Source organism: Flavobacterium sp. MEB061, from assembly GCF_000834715.1.
Taxonomy (GTDB): domain Bacteria; phylum Bacteroidota; class Bacteroidia; order Flavobacteriales; family Flavobacteriaceae; genus Flavobacterium; species Flavobacterium pectinovorum.
Genome location: NZ_JXQR01000010.1, coordinates 1 through 12,504 on the forward strand (window position 1 = coordinate 1; position 12,504 = coordinate 12,504).

Below are 12,504 nucleotides of genomic sequence, written 5' to 3' on the forward strand. Positions count from 1 at the left end.
GGCAGCGTCAGATTTTGCTTTTTTGGCATCTGCAGTTGCTTTATCAGAATCAGATTTTGCTTTAGTTGCGTCTTTTTTAGCTTTCGCTGATTCCTTTTTGGCAGCGGCAGCAGCTTTGTCAGCATCCGATTTTGCATCAGCTGTTTTTTTGGCTTTCGCAGATTCCTTTTTAGCGTCTGCAGCAGCTTTGTCTGCATCTGACTTTGCTTTTTTTGCTTTAGTTTCAGTTTTAGACTTCGTAGTTGTTGTGGTTTCCTGAGCATAGAAATTCCCGGAAAGTACAAATACAAAACAGATCAATAATAATTTTTTCATAAGTTGAGAGGTTAAAATTTCGATTAAAAATAATCAATTTATGATAATGTTGTTCTCAAAGTGTTAAAAATAAGCGCGAAGCTGTACATTTCCGGTGTGAATTGTTTTTCCGGTTTCACTTTTTCTGCCTTGATAATTTAAGTTGATATCTAAAAACTGTGTAATGTTTTTTTGTATAAGAAGCTTCCAAACGAGGTTTTGACCCGCCTGAAGCCCTTCAAGCATCTGAAATCCTACAGATGAGAATTCATTTCCCTCAAATTCATTTTCATAAAAAGAAAACTCGCCATTTACTGTTATCTTTTTTTCGCCGGCATAAGAAAAAGAAGTTCCCAGTCTATTTTGACGCAGTGTTTCAAAATTCCCCATTTTATTTTCCTTGTTTTGCAATTCATAAAAGAAATCCAGACTTGTGTTTTTCGAGAATAAATAACTGATTTTCGGAGCAATTTGATAGCCATCCAGATCATAGTTTTTCTCAGTAAAATCTTCAGAAACTAAATTGGTTTTTATGGTTTTAGTAAAGAAATTAAACAACCAGCTTTTTTGCAGCAAATGTGTGTATTGCAATTGATGTGAATTATTGGTTACGTTTTGAGAACCAATAGAAAGCAAATTTTTTCCTTTATTAATAAGGTAAGAATACGTTACAGAGTGTTTTTGTTTGCCCCTGTTATAATAAAAACTGTTTCTAAAACTCGAATTTAATCCCAGCATATTTTCATCTGACGAACTAAACGGATTCAATTCTAAACGATCGCCATCACTTTTTACCTTGCGGTCCATAATAAAAGATGTCTGATTGTAAAAATAAGAAGCCAGTTTTTTGAAACCCGTTTCGTTTTGCCATTGCAACGGATTTAAAGTTACAGATTGCGAAAACTTATTTTGATTTGTTTTTATATAAACCTGATTGGGTAAAAAGATGCGCACAAACTTGGCCTGATCCGGAAAAGGGGCAATTTCAAACTCTTCGAGTTCCTGAATTCCGTTGCCATTATAATCATTCCAGGTATAAACGCCCTGACCGGTAGGAACTTCGACATACGTAAATTCCTGTTGTGCAATAGTTCCCGAACTCGTTTCATAAGCCGTACCAATTTGCATAAGCTGATTAAAAAAACGATCATTGTATAGAATTCTTGAATTTAATGAAGGTTCGTTTTTTCGGGAAACATCCGTAAAATTCAACGTTCGGTAACTGGCATAAACCGCCAAATCTGTTTTTTTGTTCTGAATCAATTTCGATTTCAAAACATACATTCGTGAATCATTAACATGTTGTAATAAGCCATTTTGCAAACTATCGTTGCGACGTTGTAAATATCCCAGTTCAACAAAAACTTTTGTACTGTCGCCGCGCCCAACAAAAACACCATATTCTGAAAACCTTTGGCTTAGTGCCGAAAATTCATTAGTAACTTTATCTTTTTCCTGATTATCTTCAATCTGAACACTTCCCCCAACCCAGTTTTTACCGAAATGATATTTGGTTTTGGTAAGGTTTCGAATGAATTTTGAAGTAGAAGTCGTGGCATCAGAATTCAGGAAACTTCCCTGGTTTTCAATTGTCCATTTATTTAATTTAAAAAACGCTGTTGCCGTATGTCGCGCACCCGAATAACTTTCGGTATAGTCCAGCTTTTCAAATTGATACATAAATAAGCCAATGTTTGTAGTTTCTTTTTTCGAAAATAAATCAAAATTTAATCCCGTAACCAGCAAACTTTGATTGCCCAAAAGTGTTGTTGTACTTAAATTCCAGTCTCTGTTAAACTCAATATTATACAAACGTTCTACAGATCTAAAATCTTCCTGAACAAATTGATAATTGGCAAAAGCATCCAAAGTCCAGTCTCTGGTAAAAAGACGTTTTTTAATATTAGCTTTAAAAGCAATTCCGTCATCGTTGGCATCATCAATATTCGAAAATAAATTTTGATCATTATTACTCACAGCAATTTCAAAATCAGCCAGCGTTTTTTCGTCAGGATTATATTTTCCTAAAAAAGTCGCAACCTGAATTTTCATAGGGGCAACCAACTTTACAATTGGCTCATAATTTCCCTGCAAAACACCATTTACTGGCGCAACATATTCGTAAATACGCTCGACAGAGTTATTGTTTTGAATAATATAATTTCCCAGATTATTGCCAACAAGACTAAATTTTACATTGTACAAAACATCACTCGAATTATTCGAATATTCGTAAACCTCTATAGAATTAACAATCGTTTTTTTGTACAAAATTTTATTATCAGCATAGGCATCTTCGTAAGCAGATGGCGCCACCATTAGGTTTTGATCATCTCCCGCCTGGCTCAAAATCTGAACTTGTTCCGGAGAAAGGTTTTGCTGTAAAGGCTGATTTTTCATATCATTTTCAGAATACAAATAACCGCCAAAACTCCAGCTTTTATTTTGATGTGTCGCGCCCGCATACGTAACAAGTCGGTTATAATTCCGTTCAGAGTATTGGTATTCAATACTAATACGCATTTCTGAGGTAATCGTAAAAAGGGACGTAAATACAATTTCGCCTGCATTATAATCAATAGTATAATCGTTGTTTTCGCCACGTTTTAGCAAAACACCATTTACATAAACACGTTCAGAACCCGAAATAACCAAAACGTACAATTCGCCATTTTGCCCCTTTAATTTATAAGGTCCCTGATTGCCCTCCTGTCCTGTAAAGGTACTTTTGGCATATTGCCCTTTTACAAAAGCGACCGATGCAAAAACATTGGTTTTATTATCCTCGTCGCCAAAATCAAAACTGGTTGCAAGCCCCTGAACTTTTTTATTAAAACTAAGAAATTGTGTTTTCCTGTTTTCTAAGAAAACATCGCCTGCGCGAATATTCCAGTCATCGCTAAAAAGCTCCATGAAAATATTATCAAACTGATCCAGTTTTTGAGAATATCCGCCATCCTGCAGCGGAATATTGCTATCCTGAAGTGAAGCTCTCAAACTAACTTTATCAGATATCTTTCCGGTAATCTGAAGATCAAGATTCGAATTCAAAACCGTATTTTGATTATTTCCAATTGTTACGCCACGTGTTATACTTCCGGAAGTATTCAATCCGTCAAACGGAGTAACTTTTTTGGCATTAGTATTTTCAAGTTTGTATAATTTCTCTGAGCCAACATCGTTACTCACAACCTGACTGTCTTTGTAAAGCGAATATTCTTTGGTTAAAAAGTCAGGATAATTTAAATAATTGACAACTAGAGTATCTGAATCTGAAGTGAATTTTTCGTTTAAAAGTAAAGTTCCTTTTTGAAAATCGATTTTGTAAAATGTCGAATCAATAGGTTCATTTTTAGTATTTAAAAGTTCGAAAAAGCTCGAATTAATGCTGAATTTTTCTAAGTGAATTGTATCTCGCGTTACAGTTACTTTTTTTGTTTGGTACGAAGATTCCGTTTCCTGCGCCCGAAGACCAGAAAACCAAATTAGCACCGTAAAAAACAGTAATTTTTTCAACATAAACACTTTAACTCTAAAAAAGCCAAAAGTAGTATTTATAATTGGGAAATGTTGTGGAGGATATTTTAGTTTTAGCAGTAATTATGATGGATTAATGCTGATTATCTGGCATATTTTATAAAAACAACTATTACTGCAACTAACAATAAGATAATAACAATGTAATTAGGATCTGCATAATTAGCATGCCAGCCAAATTCTTTTATTCTTTTTGGAAAATAAGATCTCTTGTCTTTTGGATTATAATAAAACATTCCCCATATCCAGTTATCCGGATCGTTTTCCCATTCATTTTTAGTTTCTTCGCTAGGTTCGTTATCATTTCGCATAATCGTAAAGTATTGATATTTATTGACTTACTTTTTTTGGCGCAAAGTAAATTTAGTTAAATATTTTTAATCAAGGAATAATCTTATTTTTTGTAAAAATTAAAAATAAACTTTTTCAAAATTATTCTGACAGGAATCAATTTTTTTTAGCTTTGTCAGATATAAAACTTCAATTATGGATACTGGTAAAGAACTTTTATTCTTTTTTAGTGCTTTGGGAGCTTTCAACGGAATTATTCTTGGGGTTTACTTTTTCTTCTTTACAAAGAAAAAATACCTGACTAATTATTTCTTGGGTGCACTATTGTTTGCATTAAGCGTCCGAATAGGGAAATCAGTATTTGTATATTTTGATCCCACTTTGCCTAAAATGTATTTGCAATTTGGGTTAACGGCTTGTTTTTTTATTGGTCCGTGTTTGTATTACTTTTTAAGATCGGCGGTTGAAGAAATAAATGTGATGCCAAAATCCTGGAAAATTTCATTGCTGTTTTGGGGAATTGTGATCGTTACTGTTGGTATTTTATATCCCTATGAAGATTATCCAAAACTTTGGGGACGTTCGATTATAAAAATAATTTATTTTCAATGGTTTGTTTATATTGTTTTTTCAGGATATACGATTCGAACAATTCTGAAGAAAATAATTGACCCAAGACAAAAAACAAATCCTGCCGAAGTATGGTTTGGAATGCTTTTTCTGGGTAATTTTCTTTTGTTTCTTTTTTATTTCCTTTCGATTATGGGTGCTCCGGGAGCAACGTATATAAGTGGTGCAGTAGTTTTTTCTTTCATCTTGTATTTAATAATTTCGATTCTTTTATACCGAAAAAAAACAGACGATTTATTTCTCCTGAACAATCAAAAGTATTCAGGTAAAAAAATAGATTCGGCAGAAGCCAAAGTTTTATCTGAGAAATTAGAAAAGATAATGAGCGACAAAAGTTTATACAAAAACCCGAACCTGAGTTTACAGGATTTATCACAGGAACTTACTATTTCGAGTCATCAATTATCACAGTTTTTAAATAATAATTTAGGAAAGAATTTTACGAGTTTCATCAATGAATTTAGAATTAATGAAGCTTGCAAAATCATCACTTCAAACGATAAACTTACTTTGGAATCGATTGGTTACGACGTAGGTTTTAATTCAAAATCGACATTTTTTGCAGCTTTTAAAAAACATACCGGAACAACACCGTTAAACTATCAGCTTCAGGCTTTACAAACTTAGGTTATGAATATTGGTAAAGAAATATTATTCTTTTTTGGTGCTTTGGTTGCATTCAACGGATTCATTCTGAGTGCGTACTTTTTGTTTTTTACCAGAAAAAAATACCTGACTAATCTTTTTCTAGGCTCGTTGCTTTTGGCTTTAAGTATCCGGATTACTGTCACGGTTTTTGTATATTTTAATAACGCTTTACCAAAAACGTATCTTCAAATCGGACTTTCGTCTTGTTTATTAATTGGCCCTTTTTTATATTATTTTTTAAAAGCGGGAATTCATTCTATTAATAAAATTCCTAAAACATGGAAATATCATTTGATGATTTGGTTCATTGCGATTTTTGGCATTGGATTTTTATTTCCATATCAAAATTATCCGGTTTTATGGAACGACTATTTTGTAGCATTAATTTTTCTGCAATGGTTTAGTTACCTTTTTATATCAGGTTTTGAAAGTCGAATATTGCTTCAAAAAATGATTCAACACTATAATAATACGACTCCGGCAGAAAAATGGTTCGGAATGATTTTCTTAGGTAACGCGATTATTTTTCTTTTTTATTTTCTTGGCTTTGCCAGAGTTCCGTTTATTTCGTGCGTTACAGGTTGTTTATCCTTTACATTTATTTTATATCTGGCTTTTTCGATTCTTTTATACCGAAAAAAAACGGACGATTTGTTTCTGTTGAATATCTCAAAAGACAAAAAACCAGATCCAAAAGAAGCATCAATTTTAGCAGAAAAATTAGAAAAAATAATGCTGGAAAAGAGTTTATACAAAAACCCGAATTTGAGTTTACAGGATTTATCCAATGAAATAAATATTTCAAGTCATCAATTATCACAATTTTTAAATAATAATCTGGGCAAGAATTTTACAAGTTTTGTAAATGAATTTAGAATAAACGAGGCCTGCAAAACCATAGTTTCAAATGATAAACTGACATTAGAATCTATCGGCTATGATGTTGGTTTTAATTCGAAATCAACCTTTTTTGCTGCCTTTAAAAAACATACCGGAACAACGCCTTTAAACTTTCAAATTCAGGGATTTCAAGCCTAAAACAGAGTATTGATTTATAAATTCGTACTCCTGAAATCTCTTTCCATTACCTCGTTTCGCGATTTTGAGCTGACTTTTGTCACTACAAAAAGTCAAATCCTCAATCGCAAAATTTATGAAGTTTTTAATCTCAGTTTTCATTTTTATTTATTGTTTTGTTTTTGCCTCGACAAATGCAAATGCACAAACTAAACCAACGATTCAGCCGAAAGTCGAACCTCAAAATAATGAGTTAAACGAAGTTGTAATAAAAAGACAGGCTTCCTTAATAAAGTACGGAGCAAACGGCAATATTGATGTAAACGTTGCCAACACCTTATTGGCCACAAGCAGTTCTGTAAATGAAGTATTAAGCAGGGTTCCAAACGTTGTCGTTGCCGAAGGACAAATTAGTGTTCTGGGAAAAGGCGAAGCCATTATTTACCTGAACGGAATTTTAATTAATTACGAACGTTTTGCCGCGATTCCGGTTTCACAAATTTTAAAAATAGAAGTAATCTCCAATCCATCTTCAAAATATGATGCCGAAGGAAAAGCGGTGATCAATATTATTACCAAAAGAAATATCGAAAACGGAATAATGGGAACGGCAACCCAGCAAGTTACAGTTTCGGAATTTGCGGGAACGAGCACCAATACACTTTTAGATTTTAATTATACAAAAGGGAAATTTTCGTTTATAACCAATTACGGATTACAATTAGGAAAAGGCAGAGAACTTTTATACACAACAAGAACACGACCAAATCCTGATGAATTTATGCGATCTCAATTAACCACAGACTGGAAACGTCAGTTTAATAATTACTCCAATTTTGGTTTTGGATTGCAATATGCTTTTTCTGACAAGGATTATATTTCTCTGGCTTATAGCGGAAACATTGAAGATTTAGGCGGAGTTGTTGAAAGCCGAAATTCAATTGAAGATAATACAGGAACTAATTTTTATGCAACGGATATTGCTAAAAATGATGTTTTACTAAATCAGTTCATCAATTTAAATTACAATGTGATCACGGATGCTAAAGGTTCATCATTATTTATAGGAACTCAATATTCAAATTATAATGGAACCATACATGACTTCATTAATGAGAACAGTCTTGAAAATGAGGTTAATACCGAAAAATATTTAAAGAATAATGTTGCTAATGGTATAAATATAATAATGGCACAAGTAGATTATTCTAAAAAAAACAATAAAAACACAAAGCTGGAAACAGGAGCAAAGTTTAGTAATGCCACTATAAATTCGGGCACAGATTTTTTGATTGCAAATCCTGAAGACGAAGTTTTTGAGTTGGATAGTGAACTCTCAAGTGATTTCTCTTATAAAGAAAAAATTGGTGCAGCGTATTTTAATTATGGAAATTCCTGGGGCGAAAAGTTTAATTTTTCGGTTGGCGCACGTGGTGAGTACACAAATTATGAATTATTTACAAACGCAAACGGAAACAGAAAATTTAGTAAAAGTTATGGCAATATTTTTCCGAACCTGCTTTTAAATTTCGATTTCTCGGATGATTTAAAAGCTCACGCTTCGTATGTTTCCAGAATTACAAGACCAAGATATCAGGCATTAAATCCGTATGTTATTTATCAGGATCCGTTTACGACAATAGAAGGAAATCCAAATTTATTGCCCGAAAAAATTCATGCTTTTGAAATTGGCGCGATGTACAAAAAGTTTGATTTTAAAATGGGATATACCTATAAAACAGATCCTATTTCTGCCGCAGCTTTACGTGGTGATACACCAAACAGTTATATTTTAAGATCTTTAAATCTCGAGAAAGAGCATTCTTATTTTGCTTCAATTTCAAGATCGTTTACTTCAAAATGGTGGACTTCTACCAATACCGTAAGTATGAATTTAACCAAAGCAGTTGATAATGCATATGCCTACGTTTTAGGACCTGTAAAACCTCAAATCTATTTGTATTCGAATAATACGTTTACAATTCCGGATTGGTTTAAAATTCAATTGCTTGCCTGGTATTTGGGCGATAAAAGTTACGGTTTACGAAGCGATAATAGCAGATCAACAGTTACCTTAGGTATTGAAAGAAACTTTTTTAAAGATGCCTTAAAACTCAATTTCACGGCAAATGATATTTTTCACGATTTCATGGTTTCAGGAAATTATACAGTCGGACAAACTGAGATTTATTATCACAGAACTTATACCTCAAATTACTTTAAATTGATCGCAACTTATAGTTTCGGGAATTCTAAAAAGACAAATTATAAGAAATCTGAGGTTGAGCAGACGGAGAATAATAGGGCGAGGTAAAAGCAAAAAGGTTTCACATTCCGTGAAACCTTAATATATTGAATTAATAATACCTTTTTAAACTCTTAATTAAGTTCCTTAGTCACAATTTGCATCGTTTCTCTACTTACTTGTTTCAATAAAACAGCTTTATTTTCTTCAACGGTTTGTGCAGCATTTTCTGTAAAGTGACGAATGGTATATAAAGTCACATTTTCGCTATAATCTACTTTGAATTTTTTCGAAAGAATGGCATTCAAATCATTAAAATTTCCAAATTTATCTTCCACACAAACAGAAAAACTAATCGCCGAATTCTGAATTAAATTTACTTTGATTTTGAATTCGTGAAATAAACCAAAAATCTCGCTAATATTTTCTTCCATGATAAAAGAAAAATCTATTGATGAAAGAGAAATCAAAAGCTGTTCTCTTTTTACAATAAAACAAGGATATTGCGGCTCTAAATCAACACCTTTAGAAACACAAGTTCCTTTGAGTAATGGATTGATGAAAGATTTTACATATAATGGAATTTCTTTTTTCTGTAAAGGCTGTAATGTTTTTGGGTGAATAACCGTTGCTCCGTAAAAAGCCAATTCGATTGCTTCACGATACGAAATCTGGTTTAACAAACTCGCATTTTCAAAATAACGCGGATCTGCATTCATAACTCCGGGAACGTCTTTCCAGATTGTTACGCTTTCGGCTCCAAGACAATAAGCAAAAATTCCGGCAGTATAATCAGAACCTTCACGACCAAGAGTTGTAGTGAAATTGTTTTCATCAGCACCTAAAAATCCTTGTGTAATATTCAAAGTTTTTCTTGGTACATTTTTGCTGATAAGCTCTTCTGTTGCTTCCCAATCTACTTCGGCATCTCTGTAGTTTGCGTTTGTTTTGATGAAATTACGAACGTCAAGCCAATTCGTCTGGATGCCCATAAAATTCATGAAATGACTTAAAATTGTAGTCGAAATCAATTCTCCAAAACTCACAATCTGATCATAAACGAAATTGTAATTTGGGGATTTATTATGTGCCAAAAAATATTCCAGTTCAGTAAACTGGGCATCTACCGCAGCAAAAACTTCATGTTTTTCATCTTCAAATAAATCTAATACTATTTGATTGTGATAATTTTTAATTTCCTGTACAGATGAATTCAACTCTGGTGATTGATCAAAATAATTCTTGATAACAACTTCAAGAGCATTTGTGGTTTTTCCCATAGCCGAAACTACCAAAATCACATCTTCATAACCCACTTTTTGTAAAACGTCGTATACGTTTTTAATTCCCGCAGCATCTTTTACCGATGCACCACCAAATTTAAATACTCTCATTATTAATTTTAGATTTTTAATTTTAGATTTCAGATGAATGAAATCTGCTATTTTTTATGGTTTTTTCCACAGATTAAAATCATTATACTCCTATAATCTGTGGAAAAATATTTTTAATTTTTCTCTAAGAAAGAATTAATTCCTTCCTGATCCATTTGAACAACCTGCCATCCGTCAAGAATTCTTGCGCCAGAATTCTTGTAAAAATTTACAGCCGGTGTATTCCAGTCCAAAACATTCCATTCAACTCTTCTCACATTATCTTTTTTTCCTTGCTTCATAATTTCGGCATAAAGTGCAGATCCCAAACCGGTACCACGCATTTTTTCCTTCACAATTAAGTCTTCAAGGTGAATTGTTTTTCCTTTCCAGGTAGAGTAACGGTAGTAGTATAATGCGATTCCAACAATTTCTTTTTGCTGTTTCTCACTTTCGATTTCGGCTACAAAAACATTAAATAATGGTTTTTCGCCAAAACCGTCACGTATTAAATCTTCTTCGGTTATAACAACAGCTTCAGGCTCTTTTTCGAATATTGCCAACTCCTGTATCAGTTCCAAAACCGCTTTCATGTCTTCAGGATTTCCCTTTCTAATATTCATTATTCTTATTATTAATTATTTATAAAGCCAAAAAATATGCTTTTACTGTATTCTTTTTGCCTTTAATTAGCAAATATACAATAGTAGCAAACTAACAAAATAATTTTTAAATCATTCTCACAAAATAAGCGATATTTGTGACTTAAAATTAAAACTATAACGATATAGCAATGGAAGAACGCAATAAAACACTGGGAGAGTTTATTATTGAGAACCAAAAAGCATTTCAGTATTCGTCGGGAGAACTTTCCCGAATACTCAACTCTATACGTTTGGCGGCAAAGGTCGTCAACTATAAAGTTAACAAAGCCGGGTTAGTGGATATTATTGGCGCCGTGGGCGAACAAAATATTCAGGGAGAAGAGCAGCAAAAATTAGATGTGTATGCAAACGAAGTATTTATTCAGACGTTAATAAACCGTGAGATTGTCTGTGGAATTGCTTCAGAAGAAAATGACGATTTTATAACAGTTCAGGGGAGCGACAACTGTCATAATAATAAGTACGTTATCTTAATGGATCCCCTTGACGGATCTTCAAATATTGATGTCAATGTTTCTCTGGGAACTATTTTTTCGGTTTTTAGAAGAATAACACCAATTGGTACTCCGGTTACAAGCGAGGATTTTTTACAACCGGGAGTAAATCAGGTGGCGGCAGGATATGTAATTTACGGAACATCAACTATGTTGGTTTACACAACAGGTTTTGGCGTAAATGGTTTTACACTGAATCCGGCAATCGGAACATTTTATTTGTCACATCCAAATATGAAATTTCCAAAAGACGGACATATTTATTCTGTAAACGAAGGAAACTATGTGCATTTTCCGCAGGGCGTAAAAAACTACATTAAATATTGCCAGCGTGAAGAAGATGACAGACCTTATACTTCAAGGTATATAGGAAGTCTTGTTTCTGATTTTCATCGAAATATGATCAAAGGCGGAATTTATATTTATCCAACAAGTTCAAAAGCACCAAAAGGAAAGTTACGTTTATTATATGAATGTAATCCAATGGCATTTATTGCCGAACAGGCAGGAGGAAAAGCAACAGACGGTTTTGGAAGAATTATGGAAATCCAGCCAACGGAATTGCATCAAAGAGTTCCTTTTTTCTGCGGAAGTCAAAATATGGTAGAAAAAGCTGAGCAATTTATGGCAGAAGCTGAATAGTATTTAGTTTTCAGTCTCAGTTTTCAGTTACAGCAAACCCGACAGATTTTAAAAATCTGTCGGGTTTATTTTTAGTATCAGTTCAAAAACTGTAAACTGAATACTATTTATGCATGTGCTGCATTTCATAAACAAAAGTGTCAGCATCTACTTTTTTGTCTACTAATGACAATGCTTTTGCAATGATATAATTTACGTTGCTTGGCGTAAAACCTAAAGCAATTCCTAACTTTCTTAACATTACCTCTTGTTGGTCTTCTAAATGATGATCAACATGCACCATTCTTGTTAAATCGTATAAACGCTCTAATCGCTGAACATGTAAATAAGGAGGATTGATTGGGTATTTTAATGGGTCGTTTAGAATTTCTTCGTATTCAGTTTCTGAAATTTCTAAACGTGAAGCTAATTTATCCAAGAAATTTTTTTCTTCAGGATGAACAATTCCATCTGCTAATGCTACACGAACAATAGCTGAAAAGTGACCTTTATTTCTTTGTTTGAATTCGCTATCGAATAAATCTGAAAATGACATAATTATGGAGTTTTATATCACGCAAATATAAATCTTATTTTAAATTAATAATTTTAATTTTCTCATAAAATTTAACTTTATTTTCTACGTTGATTTAATATCGGGGTTTCTCAGTTTTTTCAAAATAAATCGT

General features: G+C 32.9%; 9 protein-coding genes and 1 pseudogene. 4 read left to right on the forward strand and 6 right to left on the reverse strand.

The features are described from left to right. From RT99_RS04965 to RT99_RS04975, 3 genes and pseudogenes are all read right to left on the reverse strand, one after another. Nucleotides 1–315, reverse strand: a pseudogene (locus RT99_RS04965) (hypothetical protein); the annotation flags it as partial. 63 nt (nucleotides 316–378) lie between these two features. Beyond that, nucleotides 379–3,813 (reverse strand): hypothetical protein, encoded by a 3,435-nt coding sequence (locus tag RT99_RS04970; RefSeq protein WP_042563642.1) that lies wholly within the window; start codon nucleotides 3,811–3,813, stop codon nucleotides 379–381. A gap of 101 nt (nucleotides 3,814–3,914) precedes the next feature. Beyond that, a complete protein-coding gene (locus RT99_RS04975) occupies nucleotides 3,915–4,142 on the reverse strand; it encodes a hypothetical protein (RefSeq protein ID WP_042563643.1) in 228 nt (75 codons plus the stop codon). Between the two features lie 175 nt (nucleotides 4,143–4,317). On the opposite strand from RT99_RS04975, the gene RT99_RS04980 reads away from it, so the two are divergent. The 3 genes from RT99_RS04980 (at nucleotide 4,318) to RT99_RS04990 (ending at nucleotide 8,731) form a co-directional block, all read left to right on the forward strand. Further along, nucleotides 4,318–5,379, forward strand: a complete 1,062-nt coding sequence (locus RT99_RS04980; protein WP_042563644.1) for an AraC family transcriptional regulator — start codon at nucleotides 4,318–4,320, stop codon at nucleotides 5,377–5,379. A gap of 3 nt (nucleotides 5,380–5,382) precedes the next feature. After that, nucleotides 5,383–6,438 (forward strand): AraC family transcriptional regulator, encoded by a 1,056-nt coding sequence (locus RT99_RS04985; RefSeq protein WP_042563645.1) that lies wholly within the window; start codon nucleotides 5,383–5,385, stop codon nucleotides 6,436–6,438. A 115-nt stretch (nucleotides 6,439–6,553) separates the two neighbouring features. Beyond that, on the forward strand, nucleotides 6,554–8,731 hold the full coding sequence (locus RT99_RS04990) for a TonB-dependent receptor domain-containing protein (protein WP_042563646.1): 2,178 nt from the start codon (nucleotides 6,554–6,556) through the stop codon (nucleotides 8,729–8,731). A 65-nt stretch (nucleotides 8,732–8,796) separates the two neighbouring features. On the opposite strand, the gene RT99_RS04995 is transcribed toward RT99_RS04990, so the two are convergent. Beyond that, nucleotides 8,797–10,056 carry an aspartate kinase gene (locus RT99_RS04995; protein WP_042563647.1) on the reverse strand — a complete coding sequence of 420 codons (1,260 nt, stop codon included), beginning with the start codon at nucleotides 10,054–10,056 and terminating at the stop codon, nucleotides 8,797–8,799. Between the two features lie 113 nt (nucleotides 10,057–10,169). Further along, on the reverse strand, nucleotides 10,170–10,658 hold the full coding sequence (locus tag RT99_RS05000; RefSeq protein WP_042563648.1) for a GNAT family N-acetyltransferase: 489 nt from the start codon (nucleotides 10,656–10,658) through the stop codon (nucleotides 10,170–10,172). 170 nt (nucleotides 10,659–10,828) lie between these two features. Between RT99_RS05000 and fbp the strand changes: the two genes are divergently transcribed. Further along, complete coding sequence (fbp, locus tag RT99_RS05005; RefSeq protein WP_042563649.1) at nucleotides 10,829–11,836, forward strand: class 1 fructose-bisphosphatase; 1,008 nt, start codon at nucleotides 10,829–10,831, stop codon at nucleotides 11,834–11,836. 103 nt (nucleotides 11,837–11,939) lie between these two features. Here the strand turns inward: fbp and RT99_RS05010 are convergent, their stop codons facing one another. Continuing rightward, a complete protein-coding gene (locus RT99_RS05010; protein WP_042563650.1) occupies nucleotides 11,940–12,371 on the reverse strand; it encodes a TerB family tellurite resistance protein in 432 nt (143 codons plus the stop codon). Nucleotides 12,372–12,504: the final 133 nt, after the last annotated feature.